A 20,071-nucleotide genomic window follows, 5' to 3' on the forward strand; every position below is an offset into this window, starting at 1 on the left:
GAAACCGCGGCCATACCGGTACGTTTCTCCGTGGCCAACGCGGCGAGACTCTCCGGACTTGTCCAGCTCTGCTCCAACGCCTCGGCGCTGGACCTGCTCGCCACCGCCGTCGACCGTGCCGCCCGATCCCATGCCGAGCAGGCGGCCGCCTTAGCGGCCTGGGTGTCACTGCTGCTGTACGTCGGTGGCGGTGATGGAACCACGTTCACCGTGTGTCGGGCTGGTTCGATTGGATGGGCGAGGGCCAGCCCGCTGGTCACCGCGGCACCCACTGCAACCACGAACACCGCCGACGCGGCGGTGATGCCGGTGCGGTGACGCCGCCGGCCCCTCATGGTCATGACACGACGGTATCGCGGGTAAGTGACACCGGGCCACCGCCGCGGGCGCATTCGAAATAGCGAATTTCCGCAGGTCTGTTGCCTATAGATAACACTTGGCAAATCAGTGCAGGTCAGGTGCGGTGTGTCTAAACGACCCTTTTAAGGTACAGCCGCCGCCTGTCCTCCCTAACGTGACCATTCGTAGGAGTCGCGTACGCAGCTGATCGTTGTGACGGCGCTTACCTGGACATCCCTGCGCCGTGGGTTCGTTGAACGAGCTGGTTATCGTTGAACGATGGCGACCGATGCCGGCAACAAGGAGGTAGGGCACCCTCCGCCTACTCCCTCGCGCAACTTCGGCCAACTGCCGGCTCTCAGTGTCTCAGATGACTTTGACGATCCGCTGCCTCAAGTGGAAATCGATGCTTGGGAAGACTCCAACGCGAGCGCCCAGGACGACGGCGCTGAAGGCGAGAAGTAGATGACGGACTCGGCGTCGCAGGCCTTCGCGAGTCGCCGCCGACATTCCCGCCCGCCACGGGTCTGCAATGGTCGACTACTGTTCTGCCAGCTCAATCAACCATGGCGGTTGCTGCCCTCGGTTTTGTACCCAGTCATCAATGATGTTTCGTCCAACAAGCCGCAATAGCTCCTCCCGTTCCAACCACGAATCTTCAAGAGCCTGGTTCTGGCGGTCTTGATGGTCGCGATAGCGTTGGCGCTCACCGGGTGTGCAATGCGAATAACAATGCTGCGCAAAAGATCCCGCACCAAGATAGATGGCGGTGTTGGTGCATCGCTTGCCCGTTTTGGCCACAAAGCCCGTGCAGCCAGGCCGAGATCCGGAGTAGTTCTGCGACAGATCGGAATGCGGGAGCCGCTCAAGTCGAGCCTCCACTGTGCCGATCAGACTCGTATTCGGAGTCAGACGCGACGCACCTGCGTTGACGGCAGCAGTGTGCCGGGCATAGATGGCCTTGGGCCTCGACGGACCTGTGGACCACGAGGAGTCGAGCGCGGCGTTCTGCGACATCAGGCTCGCGGCGCCCGACGCCTGCGCAACTAGTTCGCGGACTGCAGTCAGTCCACCAAGACAATCTTCGAAGTTCAGATCAACTTCATCTGCCAGCGAAATGACTACTAGTTGGCACTCAAGCAGAAGTACGCGCAGTTCTTCGAGGATCTGAAGCCCCAGCGGCGACGCCGAGTCAACTTCTGGCGCGTAGTTACTCTCGGTCACACTTCGGCAATGTACTACTAGTAGGGCAGTGCTGGAAGCATGAGGACCTGTTACTGGGTAGCGTGCCTACGCGACCCAGCCAGAATGATCCTGAGCGGGTCTCGGCATGGGCGGCGCACCGTCGTACTGTGGGCGATAATATCCGCAGGCTGCGCATTTCCTGCGGGCTGACGCAGGAGGCTCTCGCCCTGCAGTCGGGCGTCACTCGCAATGTGCTGATCGCCGTCGAACATGGTCGACGAGGATTGCTCTATGAGCGGCTGTTCGACATCGCTGATGCGCTCGGCGTACCGGCCAGTCGGCTCCTCGATTCCCATAACGAATCCGGAGAAGGCCTGCGCACCGCTGACAGCGGTGATTCCGCGCAGCCTCTTTAGCAGAGGTATAGCGCCGGACCGCCTGCGCACACGACAGTCGACGTCAAGCAGCGTCGACGACGCCCGACCGCCTTCGGCCGTCACTCGGTGCATCTGCGCATGGAAGTAAAACAAGCTGCGCACTTGTCCCCACCTGTCCGCGCTCGATGCGGACAGATGGCGAATTTGACTGCTTTTAAGGATCTTTCGAGCTAATTGGGCGATCGTGGTGGACGGTTCGTCCGGGATTCCCATACTCTCCAATCCATCGGCACAAAGCCGACGCGACCCGTCAAACGGGAAGGGTCGCGAGCATCACTGTCGGATGGATAGCGAGGAGGTGAATCACAGTGAATAGCAAAAGTTTTGATGCACTCCCGCTACTTCTCCCTGTTCCCCAGGCGGCCAAGCTACTTGGTATCAGCCGCGCGTCGGCGTACCGTCTCGCGGCCACAGGAGAACTGCCGTCCCGGCGCCTCGGCGGCCGCATCTATATCGTCACTTCAGAACTTCGCGAGCTCGTCGCAGCATGACCCAGTCCAAAGCCCTGTGCTTACCCGCAGCGGAAGCTCGCCTCGTGTTGCCTCCGCGGCCGACGAGACGTGACGTCTCCCGCGTCCAATGGTCTGGCAGACTCCAATGGCAGGAGCATTCGCGGTGAGCCCCGAAACGGCCGGCCACGTCGATGGCGAGGCGCAGCCGGTCAAGCGCACGCGCCGAGCAGAGCCGATCACCAAGAGATCGTCGAAGAACGGCTTGGTCACCTACGAGTTTCGTGCAGACGTCGGCAGCAAGCCTGACGGCAGTCGGGATCGCCGCCGGTTTACCTACCGAACTTTGGCTGAGGCGAAGCGCGAATACCGTCGCATCACAACGGAAGTCGCCGCAGGTCAATATACAAAGAGATCAGTCATTACTGTCGCTGAAGCGTGCGACGAATGGCTGGCTGGACGCCGCGGGGTCCGTAGCGTGACCCTCCAGGGCTACACCCACGACCTCGCCGCAGTACGCCGATTCCTGGGCAGCAAGAAGCTGCAGCAGCTGACCAAAGCCGACGGCGACGCGCTAGTTGACTGGATGCTCACAAAGGGCCGCAGCTCACGAAAGCGATCCCGCCCGGGCAGTCTGGCGGGACGCGTCACGGAACAGATCGCGAAACACCCCGAGGGCGTCTCCGCAGCAAGCCTCGCGGCTGCCTATCCCGGTGAGGACGTCCACACCTGCTTGGCAGGTCTGCTCCGAGCCAGTCGCGTCACCCGGCTGCGCCGAGGCGTCTACGCCATCAATACAGTGAAGCCAGAGGGGTCGTCTGTGCGCGGGGTCAAACCCGTAACTGTCCGCTCGACACTGACCACCTTCGGAATGGTCGTTCAGTCTTTCGTCGACCAGGGCGCACTCCCGCGAAACGTCGTCGCGCTCGTAGAGCGCCCGGCCGATGAACTCATTGAGGACAAGCCCGAGACCTCGAAATCCTGGACTCCCGCCGAGGTCCAGAAGTTCCGCGCCTCGATACGCAACGACAGATTATTCGCCTGCTGGCTCCTGAGCTGCTACGGGCTTCGCCGCTCCGAGGTCCTCGGTATCCGGTGGTCTGCAGTTGACGGCGACACGTTGTCGATCCGCCGCAGCCGCGTCGCGGTTGGCAAAGAGACCATCGAGGGAATGCCAAAGTCCCGCCGTAGCCTTCGGGAACTACCGCTGCCCGCCGAGCTGGCGAGCGCGCTGGAAGACCTCAAGACGCGCCAGCAAGACGAAGCCAAAGCCTTCGGCATTCCATGGTCGGACGACGGTCTGGTCGCGGTACGCGAGGACGGCTCCCCGATCCGCCACGAGTGGTACTCCGACGAATTTCAGCGACTTCGTGAACGTGCCGGCCTACGCCGCATCCACCTCAAGGGTCTGCGTAACACCAGCGTCAGCCTGATGCTTGCCGGCGGTTTGCCGGTACATGTCGTCGCAGCGTGGCACGGCCACGATCCGGCAGTATCACTATCGATCTACTCCGACGCCCAGCGCGAAGACCTTCGCATAGCCGGCGCCGCTCTCTTCGGCTGATATCTCGTTCTACCCGGCCATATAGGACATAAAGAGTGCTCGGCCAACAGCCTGCAAAGCAGGACACACTGGCCCTGCAGCTAACCAGCCGCAAAATAGGCGCTTCGCCAGATTGAGAATTCTGTCTCAGCTGTATGACTGTTCGCTTCGATGAGTTCGACTATCGTGTCGTGGGCCTTTTTCGATGCGTATAAGTCAACCGAACCTCGACTCACCAGCAAAGACACGGTATTCGGATACTTTTTCCACTTGCCGACCAGCTGTTTCGGGAGGGTAGTCATGATGCCTTCAAGAGCGCGGCGCGCGCTTTCGACTTCCTCCTGTGTTGGGCGAAATCCGCTGTGGATCATCCTATTTCTGACCTCCGCAATGCGCACCCGCCAGTCAAAGGCGAACCCCGGCTTGTCCACCGACCAGGAGCCGCCAAGCCTGTGACAGAGCGACGTCAGCATCTTGGTGACGCTCATATCGCGATAGAAGTGTGCTGCATCTATGGCGCTCGTACCGTCTTCCCACGCGAGGGCGAGAGTGTGGTTCACGATCGCAAGCTCACAGGCTGTCGCATAGGCGAAAAGGGCTCCACTGTCGTCGCCGTAGAATTTGGCCGAATCACCTCGTTTGATGTGGTCGTACACAACGGCCCCAAGCCTGCCCCAGGTGATCTGGCCGAACGCTTCCCCGATCATGTCTCGGACAGGGCCCGGAGCCATGGGTTGCATCAGACTGCGGTTTATGAGTTCATCGCTGAAGATGTCGTATCTTTCGTCGCTCCATCGAAGTGTTCGGCCGCTTTCTACGTGGGCGTAGCGGACTGGGATTACAGGCGGCAATCGGCCATAAGTTAAGTCTCTAACCGGTGCATCGGTTCCCATCCGGACCGCCCGTATCCATTCAGCGAGAACCCAGTGCGTAAAGGTGAGTGCTCCGACGGTGCCGGCTGGCGGCGACAGCGCGGAGTCCCGTGATTTCACCGGTAGGACGACTACTACAACCGACCGCCGCTGGCCAACCGACCTCGGCAAGTCATCTCGCGCGGCGTCCGAAACGGCGCCAGTGGCGTTGTTCAGTACCTGCTCGGCTATTGAGTAGTCCTCCAGCACAGGCTGAATCGCCCAAGGGCGTTGAACCCACTTGGTCATGATGGTGTAAGGACACACCATCCAGCTACCGGCCAGTATCGGGGCTCCCCCACCTCGGTTGTCAAAGAACTCGTCGACGATGGAAATCGGGAATATGCCTTCGAGCGGCAATTGGTCAGGCAAAACTAGGCTCAACGCGAGACAGCCGCTGTAGATGTTGTTGTCAAACCAATCCGCAGATAAGCCATCAGAATCGGAAGCCGGCATGCCACAAACCTCGCTTTTCGGACGAACGGAGCGCGGGGACGACCCTAGTTGACACTCCGATTTGTCGCATTCACACGATGTGGTCGTTGGGCCTGCCATCGGTAGGCAGCGCGCATCAGGCAGCCCGACAGCACGGAGTTCGGAGAGGGGGGAGCCGGAAATCGCTCCAATCCTGCGTCTCCCCCAAAGGTGGCGCATATCGGCACAGCAGCTCGGCCGATCGTGTCAGCTGCTAATGAGAAGATTGACCGCGTGGACCCCTTTACCGGCGTACAAATCGCAGGCCAGGTAGCGCGGGCGTACCTGCGTCGATCGCGAGTGACTGTCACAGTCAACGAGCATTACGACACGTTTAGTGACTGCGCCAGCGACAGCGGGGTTAAGAGCTTCTTCTTCCCGGTGGATTCGCCGGCAAAGCTCACACCATTGCCAGACAAGAGCGACAGGTGGATATACAGCAAGCCGTACGATTGGGTCGTCAAGAATAGGGGCCGCGAGCTCGGGAGTACGGTTTTCGAGTTCGCAGTTCAATCGCTCAACGCCACAGTGGGACTGATTGGTGGAAAACCCGTTGTCTATCCTGGCATCGATGAAGTATCCGGCATAGAGGTGTGTCCACCGCCTGCCGGCGGACCAACATCAGGAAGCTTTCTGAGCGTGTCCCTAGACGACGAGACCATGGACTGTCGCGTAGGCGACAATCCTGGTGCACCGTCGATCCCGTTCCGCTATCAAATCCGCCAGGGTGACACCGAGATATTCCGTGTGTATGCCCATGCCAAAAGGCCGTGCGTCTGGTTCCTGAAGCTTATTTTCGTGGTGAACGGCACGAAGGTCGAATACGACGTCCGACGCGAAAACGGAGAGGATTTCGTTACGCTCCCGCGGGACTACACAGGGATCACTGCGTCGTACGAATGGACTTCAGGTCGATACGAAGAGGCGCGGCGCTAGTCACCTGAACTGAGCTTCGAGCCCGCCGCCGCAACATAGTTCGAAAATACGCCTCTGGCCGCGAGGGGTTCGCGCGTCGGCCTACGCCGCATCCACCTCAAGGGTCCTCAACATTAGCGTCAGCCTGATGCTGGCCGGCGGTTTGCCGGTGCACGTCGTGGCAGCGTGGCACGGCCACGATCCGGCAGTCTCGCTGTCGATCTACTCCGACGCCCAGCGGGACGACCTGCGCGCTGCCGGCGCCGCCCTCTTCGGATAGGTCTGGCCCCGCTAGAATTCCCTTGGGACACTGCTGGCCCATTGGCTCAAAATCAAATGAAACCACCGAAACAGAAAACCCGCTCCGACACTGGTCAGAGCGGGTTTTTCGTTGTCGGGCTGACAGGATTTGAACCTGCGACCACTTGACCCCCAGTCAAGTGCGCTACCAAGCTGCGCCACAGCCCGCGGTGCCTCCGGGATCGCCGGTAGGCGGTCGAAAGCCTACCTCAGGCCCTCGCCGAGATTGAAACCGCCGGGTCGCGACCCGCGTCGTGTCCGTTGCCGCGCCTACCCTCGGGCTGATGAGCGACGACACTCCCCTGTGGCTGTTCGCCGACCAGCTCGGCCCGGCGGTGCACGGCGGTGAGCACGCTCACCGTGAGGTCCTGCTCGTCGAGGCCACCTCGGCCCTGGCCAAGCGCCGCTATCACCGACAGAAGCTGCACATCGTGCTGTCGGCGCTGCGTCACGCGCAACGAGATCTCGGCGGCCGCGCCACCCTGCTCGAGGCCGACACCTACACCGACGCGCTTCGCCGCTTCAAACGGCCAGTCCTCGTCCACGAACCCACCTCGCACGCCGCCGAACAGTTCGTGCACCGGCTCCGCGACAAGGGGCTTGTCGCCGACATCCTGCCCACGCCGACCTTCGCCCTGTCCCGCAAGGACTTCCGGGGATGAGCCGGTGACCGCACCCGGTTCCGCATGGAGGACTTCTACCGCGAGCAGCGGCGCCGGTTCGACATCCTGATGGACGGCTCCGACCCCGTCGGCAACCGCTGGAACTTCGACGAGGACAACCGCGAACCACCACCCAAGAAACAGTCGACGCTGGGGTTGCCCGCCCCGTATCGACCCCGCGAGGACGACATCGACGACCAGGTCCGCCGCGACCTCGACCGGATGAGCCTCGACACCGTCGGCGTGGACGGACCGCGACTGTTCGCCGTCACCCCCGCCGAGGCCAGACGCGCGCTGACCCGTTTCGTCGACCACCGCCTGCCCGCCTTCGGCCGCTACGAGGACGCCATCATGCGCGACGACTGGGCGATGTCGCACTCCCTGCTGTCGGTGCCGCTCAACCTCGGCGTGCTGCACCCCCTCGACGCCGTCGAGGCGGCCGAGCGCGCCTACCGCGAGCACAAGGCCCCGCTGGCCGCGGTCGAGGGTTTCATCCGGCAGATCCTCGGCTGGCGCGAATACATGTGGCACCTGTACTGGCACTTCGGCCCCGGCTACACCGACAACAACGAACTCGCGGCACGCACCCCACTGCCGACCTGGTGGAAGGATCTCGACGCCGACGCGGTGACCGCCCAGTGCCTGCACCACGCACTGAAAGGTGTCCGGGACCGCGGCTGGACCCTTCACATCCAGCGGCTCATGGTGCTCGGCAGCCACGCCCTGCAGCGCGGGTACCGCCCCGACGAGCTCACCGAATGGTTCGCCACCGCCTACGTCGACGGATTCCGGTGGGTCATGCCCACCAACGTCGTCGGCATGAGCCAGCACGCCGACGGCGGCCTGCTGGCCACCAAGCCCTACACCTCCGGCGGCGCCTACATCAACAAGATGAGCGACCACTGCGGCGACTGCGACTACGACCCGAAGAAACGCCTCGGCGAGGACGCGTGCCCCTTCACCGCCGGCTACTGGGCGTTCACCCACCGCCACCGCGACCTGCTGGCCCGCAACAACCGCACCCGTCGCGCGGTGTCGTCCATGGACCGGCTCACCGACCTCGACGCGGTGCTGGAGCAGGAGTCAGCGCGTGACCGGTTCTGACTCGCTGTCACCCGCCGCTACGGCACCGGACTCCGGCGCGAATCGCGGTGCGCTCGACACCCGCCAGGCGTAGATCACCAGCGACACCCACGCCACGACGATCAGCGAGTAGATCGCCGTCGACCACGGCCAGTGAATGTCGAAGAAGTGCACCAGCTTCTGGCTGTTGGTCAACACCACGACGCCACCCACCACGGTGCCCAGCAACGCCGGGCTGACCCGGCTCACCAGCCACGCGGCGAACGGGGCGGCGATCACGCCGCCGACCATCAGGCCCACGACCACCGGCCAGTTCTCCAGGAACTCCTGCCGCAGCCCGATCAGAAAGCCCAGCGAGGCCGACACCGACACCAGGAACTCCGACGCGCTCACCGAACCGATGACGGTCCTCGGCGCGGTCTTGCCCTGTGACAGCAGCGTGCTCGTCGTCACCGGCCCCCACCCACCGCCACCGGAGGCGTCGATGAAGCCGCCGAATAATCCAAGCGGGGCAAGGAATTTCGCGCTGTGGCTGGTTCCCTTCCCGCCGAAGGTCAGCGGTGTCCGCAGCGAGAACCGCAGCAGTACGTAGATGCCGATGGCCACCAGGATCGCGGCCATCAGAGGGGCGGCGTGCTCGGTGGACAGCGACGACAGCACCGTCGCGCCGAAGAACGCCCCGACCGCTCCCGGTCCGCCGAGCTTGGCGACCAACGCCCAGTCGATGTTCTTGAACTTCCAGTGCGACAGTCCGGAGGCGAACGTGGTGCCGACCTCGGCGAGATGCACCGCGGCGCTTGCCTGGGCTGCACCGACGCCGGACAGCACCAGCAGCGTCGTGGCGGTGATGCCGAACGCCATGCCCAGCGCGCCGTCGACCAACTGGGCTCCGACGCCGACAAGCGTGAAGATGAGAAGCGAACGCATGGCTGCTTTCAGGGATGGCGGTCACCGCACGGCGACCTCAGGACGAATGGGTACGCGTCAGGGACGCGGACAACACCACTCGTCGAATGCCATCAACCGGCGTGACGGCCAGAACGGCTCGAGCGCGGACACGTCAGACGGCGCCGGCGCGACCGCCACGCATACCGTCATCGACATTCCTCACCGTTTGAGCTCACGAACCTCGGACAGACTACAGGGTCAACAGCCGATACAGCCCAATCAATCCCACCACCACGATCACGGCACGCAACACCGCCGGCGAGAGCCGCCGCCCGTAGTGCGCGCCGACGAATCCGCCGATGAGTGAACCCACTGCGATCAGGCCCGCCGCACCCCAGCTGATCCGGTCGAACGCCACCACCGTGTACGCCACCGCCGCGACCACGTTGACCACCAGCGACAGCAGATTCTTGGCGGCGTTCATCCGCTGCATGTCCTCGGGCAGCAGCGCCCCCATCGCCGCGATCAGCAAAATCCCCTGGGCGGCGGTGAAGTAGCCGCCGTACACCCCCACCGCGAACGTGGCCGCGACCAACGCCGTCATCCGTCCCGCCGACACGTGATCGACGGAGCGCCCGGCGGCCTCGGCCCGGACACGCGCCCAGGCCTGGATCCGCGGCCCGACCACCACCAGCGCCAGGGCGAGCACCAGCAGGACGGGAACGACCTGGATGAACACCTTCTCCGGCAGGTGCAGCAGCAGCCAGGCACCCGCACCGGCGCCCATGAACGACGCCGGGAGCTGCCATCTCAGCCGGTCCCACTGGCCGCGGAGTTCGCGGCGGTACCCCCAGGTTCCCGACACACCGCCGGCGACGAGGCCGACGGCGTTGGACATCGTCGCCGTCACCGGCGGATACCCGAGCGCCACCAACGTCGGGAAGGTGATCAGCGTGCCGGACCCGACGATGGCGTTGATCGCCCCGGCTCCCACACCCGCCAGCGCGATGAGGACCATGTCGACGACGGGCACCCGAACACCTTAATGAGCGGATGGAGCACGCCGAAGTCACCGGGTGCGGGTCCGAGCGCCCCTCTTCTCCCGGACCCTGACATTGATCCGGATCGGGCTGCCCTCGAAGCCGAACGTCTCCCTCAGCTTGCGTTCCAGGAAACGGCGATAGCCGGCCTCTAGGAATCCACTGGTGAACAGCACGAACGTCGGCGGCCGGGCGGTGGCCTGGGTGGCGAACAGGATCCTGGGCTGCTTGCCACCGCGAACCGGCGGCGGCGTCGCGGCGACGATCTCCTTGAAGAACGTGTTGAGCCGACCGGTCGAGATGCGCGAATCCCACGACGCCAGCGACGTCTCCAGCGCGGGTACCAGCTTCTGCACCGCGCGGCCCGTCTTGGCCGAGATGTTCACCCGCGGCGCCCATTGCACCTGAGCGAGCTGCAGATCGATCTCGCGGTCCAGCAGATACCGGCGGTCCTCGTCGACGAGGTCCCACTTGTTGAAGGCCAGCACCAGCGCCCGCCCCGCCTCGATGACCATCGTCAGGATCCGTTGATCCTGCTCGGTCAGCGGCTGCGACGCGTCGATGAGCACGACCGCCACCTCGGCGGAGTCGATGGCGCCGTGGGTGCGCACCGACGCGTAGAACTCGTGTCCGCTGGCCTGTCCGACCTTGCGGCGCAGACCTGCGGTGTCGACGAACCGCCACAGCTTGCCGTCCATCTCGATGAGTGAGTCGACCGGGTCCACGGTGGTTCCCGCGACGTCGTGCACCACCGACCGCTCATCCCCGGCGAGCCGGTTGAGCAGCGAGGACTTGCCGACGTTGGGCTTACCGACCAGCGCCACCCGGCGCGGGCCGCCGGAACCGCCGCCCACTTCGGAGACCGTCGGCATCGCCTCGACGACGACGTCGAGCAGGTCGGCGACACCGCGGCCGTGCATTGCGCTGACCGAGTGCGGCTGCCCCAGGCCCAGCGACCACAGCGCGGCGGCATCGGCTTCACCACGCTCGGTGTCGACCTTGTTGGCGGCCAGGAACACCGGCTTCCCGGAGCGCTGCAGCAGCTTGGCTGCGGCCTCGTCGGCGGCCGTCGCCCCGACGATGGAGTCGACGACGAAGATGATCGCGTCGGCGGTGCGCATCGCCACCGACGCCTGCTCGGAGACGAGCTGCTGAAGACCCTTCGCGTCGGGCTCCCACCCGCCGGTGTCCTGGACGACGAACCGCTGCCCGGACCACAGCGCGTCGTAGGACACCCGGTCACGGGTCACCCCGGGAATGTCTTGCACCACCGCTTCGCGGCGGCCGAGGATCCGGTTGACGAGCGTGGACTTACCTACGTTGGGTCGCCCGACGACAGCCACCACCGGAGGTGGCGACGCCGCCTCCTCGATCGCCTCTGCTATGTCGTTTTCAGCGTCCTCGGCCCATTGCTCCCAGTCGCCCTCGTCGACCCATGTGCCGTCCGATTCGTCGGTCATCGGTGCCGTCTGCTCTTCGCGCAAGCGCTCATCGGGACGCCCCAGCTTTCTGTTCGACGAGCTCGGTCAGGTGAGCGATCACCTCGGTCAGGTTCATGTCACTGGTGTCCACGACGATCGCGTCCTCGGCCGCCCGAAGCGGCGACACCGCGCGAGTGGAGTCCAGATGGTCACGGCGCCTGACGTCGGCGAGCACCCGGTCGTAGTCGTCGTTCAACCCGGCCGCGACGTTCTGGTCGTTGCGCCGCCGGGCCCGAACTTCCGGCGACGCGGTCAGGAAGACCTTCACATCGGCGTCGGGAAGGACGACGGTGCCGATGTCGCGGCCCTCGACCAGCACGTTTCCGGGGCCTTGCGCCAGCGCGCGTTGCAGGGCGACCAGCCGGGTCCGCACCGCGGGGACCGCCGACACCGCCGACACCGCCTTGGTGACGGCGTCGCCGCGAATCTCCCTGGACACGTCCTCGCCGGCCAGATATGCACGGTCCTCGGTGGGGTCGTGGCCCACCGCCAACTCGATGCCGTCGACGGCGGCGCTGATGGCTGCCGCGTCGGCGAGGTCGATGCCGCCGCGCAGCACCCCGAGTGTGACGATGCGGTACATCGCGCCGGTGTCCAGGTACCTCGCACCCAGGCTTCCCGCCAAACCCCTTGCCACCGAGGACTTTCCGGTCCCCGCGGGGCCGTCGATCGCCACCACCAGTGAACGGCTCACAGACCCACCGCCTTGTACAGTTCGCCGATCTCCTTCTGAGTCAGCACCCGGATGCTGCCCGGCCGCTGATCACCGAGTGAGACCGAGCCGATGTCGGTGCGGACCAACTCCTGCACCGGAAAGCCGACCTCGGCCAGCAGCCTGCGCACGATGCGTTTGCGGCCCTCGTGCAGCGTCACCCGCACCAGCGACTTGCCCGGTACGGAATCCACGAGCGCGAAATCGTCGACACGCACCGGTCCGTCGTCGAGTTCGATCCCGTCGCGCAACTTGCGACCCAGACCGCGCGGCACACTGCCGTCGACAGTCGCCAGGTAGGTCTTGGGCACCTCGTAGGACGGGTGCATCAACCGGTGCGCGAGTTCGCCGTCGTTGGTCAGCAGCAGCAGCCCTTCGGTGTCGGCGTCAAGGCGTCCGACGTGAAACAGCTTCTTGTTGCCGCGGACCCGATGCTCCACCAGGTCGCCGACACACGGCCGCCCCCGGTCGTCGGACATCGTCGAGTGCATCCCCAGCGGCTTGTTGATGGCCAGGTGCACCAGCGTGTCGTCGTGGGTGACCCTGACCCCGTCGACCCGGATCACCGACACCGCGGGGTCCACCCGGGTGCCCATCTCGGTGACCACCATGTCGTCCACCTCGACGCGGCCGTCGCGGATCATCTTCTCGGCGACCCGGCGGGAGGCAATCCCCGCCTGCGACAACACTTTCTGCAGCCTCACACCTTCATCGTCAGCCATCGTCACTCCCGGTCCACGTCGAAGGACAGCGCCGCCTCGGGGGTGGGAGCACCGTTGAGTTTCATGAAACGTAGCTCTTCGCTGAGGGTTTCACTGAGGTCGTCGATCACGTCGACGTCGGGGAGCAGCGGCGCGATGTCGGGGAGGTCGGTCAGGGATGTCAGGCCGAGCCGCTCCAGGAACAACTCCGTGGTCGCGAACGTCACTGCGCCGGAGTCGGCGTCGGTGCCGGCCTCGGTGATCAGCCCGCGCGCCAACAGCGTGCGCATCACCGCATCGACGTTGACGCCCCGCACCGCGCTCACCCGGGCCCGGGTCACGGGTTGGCGATAGGCGACCACGGCCAGCGTCTCCAGGGCCGCGCGGGTAAGTTTCGAGCGGGCACCGTCGAGCAGCAGCTTCTCCACGTACGGCGCGAACTTCGCACGCGTGTACATCCGCCACCCGCCACCGGCCTCGCGCAGTTCGATGCCGCTGTCGCGGGCCGTGAACTCGGCTGCCATGGCATGCAGGGTGTCGGCCACCCGCGACGGGGGCTGATCGGTCGCCGACGCCAGCGCGTCGACGGTGACGGGGGTGTCGACTACGAGTAACAGCGCCTCGAGCACCGAGCGCAGTTCGGCGTCGTCCAGTTCGGGGGCGACGTCGTCGTCGGTGTCGATCGGGGGCTCCGTCGAATTGTCTGCGATTTCGTCAGTCATCTGTCTTGTCTATTCCGCGTCGGCGGTTGCCAGTTGTTGGCTGTTCGGCCGCTCTCCGGTCCACGAAATCTGGAGCACACCAAGCGGTTCTGATTGGTCGAATGCTACCGCCCTGGCTCGGTACAGTTCGAGCAGCGCCAGGAAGCGGCCCACGATCTCCATCGGCACATCGCAGTCAGCTACCAGGTCGGAGAACGACGCCCACTGTCCCACGCCGCGGCCTTCGAGCTGCGACATCAGGTTCGCCGCCTGTTCGGGCACCGACACAGACACCTGGTGCAGGTGGTCGGTGCCCACCGTCGGCACCGGCCGCGGGGTGAACGCCGCGGCTGCGATCTGCGCGAACCGGTCGGCATCCACACCGAGCATCACCTCCGGCAGCAGGTCTTCGTAGCGGTCCTCGAGTGCCACCGCCCTCGGATAGCTGCGCAGCGCCGCGGCCTCCAGCTCGGCGAACATCACCGCGACGTGCTTGAACGCCCGGTACTGCAGCAACCTGGCGAACAGCAGGTCGCGCACCTCGAGCAGCGCCAGATCCTCCTCGTCGTGGACCTCACCGGCGGGCAGCAGCCGCGCGGCCTTGAGGTCGAGCAACGTCGCCGCGACCACCAGGAACGACGTGGTCTCGTCGAGCTCGAGCAGCGGTCCGATGGCCTTGGTGTAGGCGATGAACTCGTCGGTGACCGTGTGCAACGCCACCTCGGTGACGTCGAGCCGGTGGCCGAAGATCAGCTGCAGCAGCAGGTCGAACGGACCCTCGAAATTGCTCAGGCGGACCTGGAAGCCGGCCTGGGGGGACGCTGCTGCCTCGTCTGGGGCCGTTCCGGTGTCGGGCGTCTCGCTCACGCGCCGAACCGGTCGATGACCTCACGCGCCAGCGCCCGATATGCTTCGGCGCCAGCTGATTTCGGCGCCCAGGTGGTGATGGGCTCACCGGCCACGCTGGTCTCGGGGAATCTGACGGTGCGGGTGATGACGGTGTCGAACACCAGGTCACCGAACCGCTCAACCACCCTTGCCATCACCTCACGGGAGTTCACGGTGCGCGGGTCGTAGCGGGTGATCAGGATCCCGCTGATCGACAGCTTCGGGTTCAGCCGGTCGTGCACTTTCTCCACGGTGTCGGTCAGCAGCGCCAGGCCGCGCAGCGAGAAGTACTCGCACTCGGTGGGGATGATCACACTGTCGCTGCAGGCCAACCCGTTGACGGTCAGCAGCCCCAGCGACGGCTGGCAGTCGATCAGCACGTAGTCATAGCGGTCGAGCACCGGGTACAGCGCCCGGGCCAGCGATTGCTCCCTGCCGACCTCGTTGACCAGCTGGATCTCCGCGGCCGACAGGTCGATGTTGCTCGGCACCAGGTCCATACCCGGCACCCTGGTGCTCTGCAGCACCTCGTCGATGGACACCCGCGGTTCGACCAGCAGGTTGTGCACGGTGTTGTCGAGTTCGTAGTGCGGCACGCCGAGGCCCGCCGACAACGCGCCCTGCGGATCGAGGTCGACCAGCAGCACCCGCCTGCCGTACTCGGCGAGGGCGGCGCCCAGGTTGATCGTCGAGGTCGTCTTGCCGACGCCGCCCTTCTGGTTGCACATCGCCACGACCTTGGCCGGGCCGTGCGTGGATCGGGGCCTGGGCTCGGGCGTCGGCCGAGGCAGGCGGCCGGTCAAGCCGGGGGTGGGCTCGGTGCCCGTGTCGTCGGTCATCCCAGACCTTGGCCGGTCAGGCAACCCACAGGCTTGGCAGACATCCGGGCAAGTTTAACGGGGTGTGTCGTACTGGTCTGGCAGACCCGCAGGCAATATCGCAGCCGGACTGTGCCGAGATTGCGGTCAGTGAGGCAGATGGGCGGAAAATGCGCTATGGATGCACCCTCGTCGACGGCTCGAGGGCTCCTACGCTGGATGGCATGAGCCTCAAACAGCGGTTGCCCTTCCTGCGGTGGTCGACGTGGCGTCTCGCGCTGGGCATGCCGTCGTTCCAGCGAACCGGTCAGATCGGCGACGGTCGGGAGGCCGCCTGCGCCGAGTATGTGGAGACCCACGCCCGCCGCGGGGACGTCGACGACGTGCTCGCCGCTATCGACACCTTCGCCTATGAGAAGGCGATGCTGGTCAACGTCGGCGACGAGAAGGGCCGACTGCTGGACGCGGCCGTGCGCCGCGCCGCACCGGGCCTGGTGCTCGAGCTCGGGACGTACTGCGGCTACAGCGCGCTGCGGATCGCCCGAGCAGCACCCTCGGCGCGGGTGTGCTCCATCGAGTTCTCCGCCGCCAACGCCGAAGTAGCGCGGCGCATCTGGGCGCATGCCGGCGTCGCAGATCAGATCACCTGCGTGGTCGGCACCCTCGGCGACGGCGGCCGGACGCTCGACGCCCTTGCCGCCGAACACGGCTTCACCCCGGGGAGCCTGGACCTGCTATTCATCGACCACGACAAACGCGCCTACCTGTCCGACCTGCAGAGCGTCCTGGACCGGGGATGGCTGCACCGCGGGTCGATCGTGGTCGCCGACAACGTCCTGGTGCCGGGCGCGCCGAAGTATCGCGCCTACATGCGCGAGCACCAGGGCACGACGTGGGACACCGTCGAGCACAAGACCCACGTCGAGTACCAGTCCCTGATGCCGGATCTGGTGCTGGAATCGGAGTACCTGGGCTGACGACTACCGCTAAATCGTCGAACTCCTCAACGCGGCTCGTCCCTCGCCGCTTGATCGTCGTTCGACTACCGCGCCCGCGGGTGCGCGCCGGCCCACACCTCGCGCAGCGCGTTCACGGTGACCATGGTGTAGATCTGCGTGGTGGTCACCGACGCGTGCCCGAGCAGCTCCTGCACGACGCGGACGTCGGCGCCGCCGTCGAGAAGGTGGGTCGCGAAGGAGTGCCGCAGCACGTGCGGGGACACCGTCGCGGTGATGCCCGCGCGTTCGGCGGCGTCCTGCAGCACCTGCCAGGCGCTCTGCCGCGACAGCCGACCGCCGCGGGCGTTGAGGAAGATAGCGGGTGTGCCCCTGCCGCGCCTGGCCAGGTCGGGACGCCCGCGCACCAGGTAGGCGTCGAGCGCGCTGACCGCGGGACGGCCGACCGGGACGAGCCGCTGCTTGCCGCCCTTGCCGCGCAGCAGCACCGAACGCGCCTGGGTGTCGACGTCGTCGAGGTCGAGTCCGACGGCCTCGGAGATTCTGGCGCCGGTCGAGTAGAGCAGTTCCAGCAGCGCGCGGTTGCGCAGCGTCAACGGGCCGTCTGTCTCGCTGTCGCCGCCGGCACCGTCGAGCAGCGCCAGCACCTCGTCGAGGCTCAGGCTCTTGGGCAGCCGCCGGGTCGGTGTCGGCGGCTTCACCTCGCGGGCGACGTCGATGGTGGCAATCCCCTCGGCGGCCGCGAACCGGTGCAGCCCGCGCACGGCGATCAGCGCCCTGGCCGCCGAGACCGCCGACAGCGGCACCACCCCGTTCTCGGGGTCTCCGCGGCGCAGTGACACCAGGAACTCGCTGACATCGGCCTCGGCCACCTTCGCCAGGTCGTCGACCCCGCGTGAGGTCAGGTGCTCGGCGTAGCGCCGCAGGTCCCTGCGGTAGGAGCTCAGCGTGTTGGCCGCCACCCCCCGCTCGATCGCCAGGTGGTCGAGGTACCCCTGGAACTGGTCGTCGAGGGAGGCGCCGACAAACAGCGACGTGTCGGTCACGGATGTCCCTTCCGGCGCGCGAACGCGGTCGGCCGGTCGGGCCACGGCGCGTCGACGGGACGCAGCGACGCGACATCCGGCATCGCGTGAACGGCCAGGATGCCTGCGACCGAGATGGCGTTGACGATCTCGCCGGAGTAGACCCTGGCGACGGCGTCGTCGAGTGCGAACCGCCGCACCGTCAGGTCGGCTTCCTCTTCGTGGGCCTCGGGCCGGTCGACGTCGCGCAGGTCGGTGGCGAGGAACACTCGCACGCTCTCGTCGCTGAACCCGGGTGCGGAGTCCAGGTCGACCAGTGTGCGCCAGGTGTCGGCTGCCAGGCCGGCCTCCTCGGCCAGTTCCCGCGCCGCCGTGACGTGCGGCGCCTCCCCGCCCAGGTCCAGCAGCCCCGCGGGCAGTTCCCACAGCCTCCTGCCGAACGCGTGCCGGTACTGGTAGACGAGCACGACGTCACCGGCATCGTCGATCGCCACGACGGCTACCGCGCCGTAGTGCTCGACGATCTCGCGGCGGGCCGCGGCACCGCCGGGCATCTGCACCTCGTCGGCGCGAAGCGCGAATATCTTTCCGACGTAAAGAGTTTCCGAGGTGGCGACGGAGAACTCGTGACTGCCTGTGTCGTTGGAGCCGGAGGCTTCTTCAGCCACGGGCCGGGGCGTCTTCGAGGGCATGCTCGGCGCCGTTGGCCTTGGTGTCGTGCATCGCCGGCATCTCCACCGGCAGCCGCTCCTCGTTCTTGTAGTCCAGCGATGCGCCGACGAAAGCCACGAACAGCGGATGCGGCCGGGTGGGGCGGCTCTTGAGCTCCGGGTGTGCCTGGGTGCCGACCAGGAACGGGTTCACCTCGCGGGGGTACTCGACGAACTCCACGAGGTGACCGTCCGGCGAGGTGCCCGAGAACTTCAGGCCACTCTCGGCGATGCGGTCCCGGTAGGCGTTGTTGACCTCGTAGCGGTGGCGGTGCCGCTCGGATACCTCGGTCACCCCATAGGCTTGCGCGACAATCGATTCCGGCTCCAGGACGGCCGGGTACGCCCCCAGTCTCATGGTGCCGCCGAGATCGGCGTCACCGGCCACCGCGTCACGCTGGTCGGCCATCGTGGAGATCACCGGATCGGGTGTTTGTGGGTCGAACTCGGCGGAGTTCGCCTCGGTCACGCCCACCGACCGGGCAGCCTCGATCACGATGCACTGCAGGCCCAGGCACAGACCGAGCACCGGCAGGCGGCGCTTGCGCGCGTACCGGATGGCGCCGATCTTGCCTTCGATGCCGCGGATTCCGAAGCCGCCCGGGATGAGGACACCGTCGACGTCGGACAGCGCGGCCGCCGCGCCGGGGTCGGTTTCGCAGTCATCGGAGGCCACCCAGCGCAGCTCCACCTTGGCGTGATGGGCGAAACCACCGGCCCGCAACGCCTCGGCGACCGACAGGTAGGCATCGGAGAGGTCGATGTACTTGCCCACCAACGCGATTCGCACCGTTTCCCGTGGCTCGTGCACCCGCTGCAGCAGGTCGTTCCACTGCGTCCAGTCGACGTCGCGGAACGGCAGGCTCAGTCGCCGGACGACATAGGCGTCGAGTTCCTCGCGGTGCAGCACCTTGGGGATGTCGTAGATGGACGGGGCATCGGGGGTGGAGATCACACCGTCGATGTCGACGTCGCACATCAACGCGATCTTGTTCTTCAGCGGCTCGGGCACGTCGCGGTCACAGCGCAGGATCAGCGCGTCGGGAGAGATACCGATGCTGCGCAGCGCGGCAACGGAGTGCTGGGTCGGTTTGGTCTTCAACTCCCCCGAGGGCGCCATGTAGGGCACCAGCGAGCAGTGCAGGAAGAAGCAGTTCTCCCTGCCCACCTCGTGGCGCACCTGCCGGGCGGCCTCCAGGAACGGCAGCGACTCGATGTCGCCCACAGTGCCGCCGATCTCGGTGATCACCACGTCGGGCCGGTTGCCGTCGCCGTCGGCCTCGGCCATCGCCACGATGCGGCGCTTGATCTCGTCGGTGATGTGCGGGATCACCTGCACGGTGTCGCCGAGGTACTCGCCGCGGCGTTCCTTGGCGATCACCGTCGAATACACCTGCCCCGTGGTGACATTGGCGAAGCCCGACAGGTTGCGGTCGAGGAACCGCTCGTAGTGCCCGACGTCGAGGTCGGTCTCGGCGCCGTCCTCGGTGACGAACACCTCGCCGTGCTGGAACGGGTTCATCGTGCCCGGGTCGACGTTGAGGTAGGGGTCGAGCTTCTGCATCGTCACCTGCAGGCCCCGCGCGGTCAGCAACTGCCCGAGGCTCGACGCCGTGAGGCCTTTGCCGAGTGACGACACCACACCGCCGGTCACGAAGAGGTGCTTGGTCGCGGTCTGCGGGTGCTTACGTAACTGGTTCATTCGGCCGGGCAAAACAGACCTCCGTGACGACGGGCAGGGCTTAGTTTGGGAGGACCCTCATCGAGATCGAGTCCGGTTGGGGCCTGCCGACCCACGGAATCTCACCCTAACACCGACACCGACACCGCGTTGTTGACACGCGGGTGCGTCG

General features: G+C 65.9%; 21 protein-coding genes, 1 tRNA gene and 1 pseudogene. 9 read left to right on the forward strand and 14 right to left on the reverse strand.

Features of this window, described 5'->3' with window-relative positions; genetic code table 11:
- Positions 1 to 30: 30 nt before the first annotated feature.
- On the forward strand, positions 31 to 318 hold the full coding sequence (locus tag H7I57_RS15525; protein WP_264024475.1) for a hypothetical protein: 288 nt from the start codon (positions 31 to 33) through the stop codon (positions 316 to 318).
- Between the two features lie 300 nt (positions 319 to 618).
- Positions 619 to 804 carry a hypothetical protein gene (locus H7I57_RS15530; protein WP_264024476.1) on the forward strand — a complete coding sequence of 62 codons (186 nt, stop codon included), beginning with the start codon at positions 619 to 621 and terminating at the stop codon, positions 802 to 804.
- Positions 805 to 879: 75 nt separating this feature from the next.
- On the opposite strand, the gene H7I57_RS15535 is transcribed toward H7I57_RS15530, so the two are convergent.
- The gene (locus tag H7I57_RS15535) at positions 880 to 1,563 is read right to left on the reverse strand and encodes a hypothetical protein (protein ID WP_264024477.1); all 684 of its coding nucleotides are present in this window, start codon (positions 1,561 to 1,563) and stop codon (positions 880 to 882) included.
- Positions 1,564 to 1,625: 62 nt separating this feature from the next.
- On the opposite strand from H7I57_RS15535, the gene H7I57_RS15540 reads away from it, so the two are divergent.
- The 3 genes from H7I57_RS15540 (at position 1,626) to H7I57_RS15550 (ending at position 3,974) form a co-directional block, all read left to right on the forward strand.
- The gene (locus H7I57_RS15540) at positions 1,626 to 1,940 is read left to right on the forward strand and encodes a helix-turn-helix domain-containing protein (protein ID WP_264024478.1); all 315 of its coding nucleotides are present in this window, start codon (positions 1,626 to 1,628) and stop codon (positions 1,938 to 1,940) included.
- A gap of 329 nt (positions 1,941 to 2,269) precedes the next feature.
- Positions 2,270 to 2,452, forward strand: coding sequence for a helix-turn-helix domain-containing protein (locus H7I57_RS15545; protein ID WP_264024479.1), 183 nt, complete (start codon positions 2,270 to 2,272; stop codon positions 2,450 to 2,452).
- A 124-nt stretch (positions 2,453 to 2,576) separates the two neighbouring features.
- Positions 2,577 to 3,974, forward strand: a complete 1,398-nt coding sequence (locus H7I57_RS15550; RefSeq protein WP_264024480.1) for a tyrosine-type recombinase/integrase — start codon at positions 2,577 to 2,579, stop codon at positions 3,972 to 3,974.
- Between the two features lie 80 nt (positions 3,975 to 4,054).
- On the opposite strand, the gene H7I57_RS15555 is transcribed toward H7I57_RS15550, so the two are convergent.
- Positions 4,055 to 5,320 (reverse strand): hypothetical protein, encoded by a 1,266-nt coding sequence (locus H7I57_RS15555; protein WP_264024482.1) that lies wholly within the window; start codon positions 5,318 to 5,320, stop codon positions 4,055 to 4,057.
- 318 nt (positions 5,321 to 5,638) lie between these two features.
- Between H7I57_RS15555 and H7I57_RS15560 the strand changes: the two genes are divergently transcribed.
- Entirely contained in the window at positions 5,639 to 6,274 is a 636-nt protein-coding gene (locus H7I57_RS15560; protein ID WP_264024483.1) for a hypothetical protein, read from the forward strand.
- A 127-nt stretch (positions 6,275 to 6,401) separates the two neighbouring features.
- The gene (locus H7I57_RS15565; RefSeq protein ID WP_241473102.1) at positions 6,402 to 6,533 is read left to right on the forward strand and encodes a recombinase XerD; all 132 of its coding nucleotides are present in this window, start codon (positions 6,402 to 6,404) and stop codon (positions 6,531 to 6,533) included.
- Positions 6,534 to 6,647: 114 nt separating this feature from the next.
- Here the strand turns inward: H7I57_RS15565 and H7I57_RS15570 are convergent.
- A tRNA-Pro gene (locus tag H7I57_RS15570) sits at positions 6,648 to 6,721 on the reverse strand.
- A gap of 116 nt (positions 6,722 to 6,837) precedes the next feature.
- Here H7I57_RS15570 and H7I57_RS15575 point away from each other — a divergent pair.
- Positions 6,838 to 8,319 (forward strand): annotated as a pseudogene (locus H7I57_RS15575) (cryptochrome/photolyase family protein).
- On the opposite strand, the gene H7I57_RS15580 reads toward H7I57_RS15575, so the two are convergent.
- The 8 genes from H7I57_RS15580 to H7I57_RS15615 all read right to left on the reverse strand — a co-directional run bounded on the left by H7I57_RS15580 (position 8,299) and on the right by H7I57_RS15615 (position 15,548).
- Positions 8,299 to 9,225 (reverse strand): sulfite exporter TauE/SafE family protein, encoded by a 927-nt coding sequence (locus H7I57_RS15580; protein ID WP_264024485.1) that lies wholly within the window; start codon positions 9,223 to 9,225, stop codon positions 8,299 to 8,301. The pseudogene H7I57_RS15575 and the gene H7I57_RS15580 overlap by 21 nt on opposite strands.
- Before the next feature lie 211 nt (positions 9,226 to 9,436).
- A complete protein-coding gene (locus H7I57_RS15585; protein ID WP_264024511.1) occupies positions 9,437 to 10,204 on the reverse strand; it encodes a sulfite exporter TauE/SafE family protein in 768 nt (255 codons plus the stop codon).
- 51 nt (positions 10,205 to 10,255) lie between these two features.
- Complete coding sequence (gene der, locus H7I57_RS15590) at positions 10,256 to 11,686, reverse strand: ribosome biogenesis GTPase Der (protein WP_264024487.1); 1,431 nt, start codon at positions 11,684 to 11,686, stop codon at positions 10,256 to 10,258.
- A 28-nt stretch (positions 11,687 to 11,714) separates the two neighbouring features.
- The gene (gene cmk, locus H7I57_RS15595; protein ID WP_264024488.1) at positions 11,715 to 12,401 is read right to left on the reverse strand and encodes a (d)CMP kinase; all 687 of its coding nucleotides are present in this window, start codon (positions 12,399 to 12,401) and stop codon (positions 11,715 to 11,717) included.
- Positions 12,398 to 13,141, reverse strand: a complete 744-nt coding sequence (locus tag H7I57_RS15600; protein ID WP_264024489.1) for a pseudouridine synthase — start codon at positions 13,139 to 13,141, stop codon at positions 12,398 to 12,400. The genes cmk and H7I57_RS15600 overlap by 4 nt, the downstream gene beginning before the upstream one ends.
- A gap of 2 nt (positions 13,142 to 13,143) precedes the next feature.
- A complete protein-coding gene (scpB, locus tag H7I57_RS15605; protein ID WP_264024490.1) occupies positions 13,144 to 13,842 on the reverse strand; it encodes an SMC-Scp complex subunit ScpB in 699 nt (232 codons plus the stop codon).
- Between the two features lie 9 nt (positions 13,843 to 13,851).
- The gene (locus tag H7I57_RS15610; RefSeq protein ID WP_264024491.1) at positions 13,852 to 14,688 is read right to left on the reverse strand and encodes a segregation/condensation protein A; all 837 of its coding nucleotides are present in this window, start codon (positions 14,686 to 14,688) and stop codon (positions 13,852 to 13,854) included.
- Positions 14,685 to 15,548: a ParA family protein gene (locus tag H7I57_RS15615; RefSeq protein WP_264024492.1), complete on the reverse strand. Its 864-nt coding sequence runs from the start codon at positions 15,546 to 15,548 to the stop codon at positions 14,685 to 14,687. The genes H7I57_RS15610 and H7I57_RS15615 overlap by 4 nt, the downstream gene beginning before the upstream one ends.
- Positions 15,549 to 15,751: 203 nt before the next feature.
- Here H7I57_RS15615 and H7I57_RS15620 point away from each other — a divergent pair, with 203 nt between their 5' ends.
- Entirely contained in the window at positions 15,752 to 16,504 is a 753-nt protein-coding gene (locus H7I57_RS15620) for an O-methyltransferase (RefSeq protein WP_264024493.1), read from the forward strand.
- Between the two features lie 65 nt (positions 16,505 to 16,569).
- On the opposite strand, the gene xerD is transcribed toward H7I57_RS15620, so the two are convergent.
- The 3 genes from xerD to pyrG are packed head-to-tail and all read right to left on the reverse strand — an operon-like array spanning position 16,570 to position 19,920.
- Positions 16,570 to 17,529, reverse strand: a complete 960-nt coding sequence (gene xerD / locus H7I57_RS15625; RefSeq protein ID WP_308204369.1) for a site-specific tyrosine recombinase XerD — start codon at positions 17,527 to 17,529, stop codon at positions 16,570 to 16,572.
- On the reverse strand, positions 17,526 to 18,176 hold the full coding sequence (locus H7I57_RS15630; protein ID WP_264024494.1) for an NUDIX domain-containing protein: 651 nt from the start codon (positions 18,174 to 18,176) through the stop codon (positions 17,526 to 17,528). Before H7I57_RS15630 ends, xerD begins: the two co-directional genes overlap by 4 nt.
- The gene (gene pyrG, locus H7I57_RS15635) at positions 18,169 to 19,920 is read right to left on the reverse strand and encodes a CTP synthase (protein ID WP_264024495.1); all 1,752 of its coding nucleotides are present in this window, start codon (positions 19,918 to 19,920) and stop codon (positions 18,169 to 18,171) included. Before pyrG ends, H7I57_RS15630 begins: the two co-directional genes overlap by 8 nt.
- Positions 19,921 to 20,071 lie beyond the last annotated feature (151 nt).

It is taken from the genome of Mycolicibacterium pyrenivorans, from assembly GCF_025821625.1.
GTDB lineage: Bacteria > Actinomycetota > Actinomycetes > Mycobacteriales > Mycobacteriaceae > Mycobacterium > Mycobacterium pyrenivorans.

Excerpts from the sequence above, each read along its gene's own strand:
- H7I57_RS15530 (WP_264024476.1), top strand. The coding sequence starts at position 619 with ATGGCGACCGATGCCGGCAACAAGGAGGTAGGGCACCCTCCGCCTACT.
- H7I57_RS15555 (WP_264024482.1), bottom strand. The coding sequence starts at position 5,320 with ATGCCGGCTTCCGATTCTGATGGCTTATCTGCGGATTGGTTTGACAAC.
- H7I57_RS15565 (WP_241473102.1), top strand. The coding sequence starts at position 6,402 with ATGCTGGCCGGCGGTTTGCCGGTGCACGTCGTGGCAGCGTGGCACGGC.
- H7I57_RS15580 (WP_264024485.1), bottom strand. The coding sequence starts at position 9,225 with ATGCGTTCGCTTCTCATCTTCACGCTTGTCGGCGTCGGAGCCCAGTTG.
- H7I57_RS15585 (WP_264024511.1), bottom strand. The coding sequence starts at position 10,204 with ATGGTCCTCATCGCGCTGGCGGGTGTGGGAGCCGGGGCGATCAACGCC.
- der (WP_264024487.1), bottom strand. The coding sequence starts at position 11,686 with ATGACCGACGAATCGGACGGCACATGGGTCGACGAGGGCGACTGGGAG.
- H7I57_RS15600 (WP_264024489.1), bottom strand. The coding sequence starts at position 13,141 with ATGGCTGACGATGAAGGTGTGAGGCTGCAGAAAGTGTTGTCGCAGGCG.
- scpB (WP_264024490.1), bottom strand. The coding sequence starts at position 13,842 with ATGACTGACGAAATCGCAGACAATTCGACGGAGCCCCCGATCGACACC.
- H7I57_RS15615 (WP_264024492.1), bottom strand. The coding sequence starts at position 15,548 with ATGACCGACGACACGGGCACCGAGCCCACCCCCGGCTTGACCGGCCGC.
- H7I57_RS15620 (WP_264024493.1), top strand. The coding sequence starts at position 15,752 with ATGAGCCTCAAACAGCGGTTGCCCTTCCTGCGGTGGTCGACGTGGCGT.
- pyrG (WP_264024495.1), bottom strand. The coding sequence starts at position 19,920 with ATGAACCAGTTACGTAAGCACCCGCAGACCGCGACCAAGCACCTCTTC.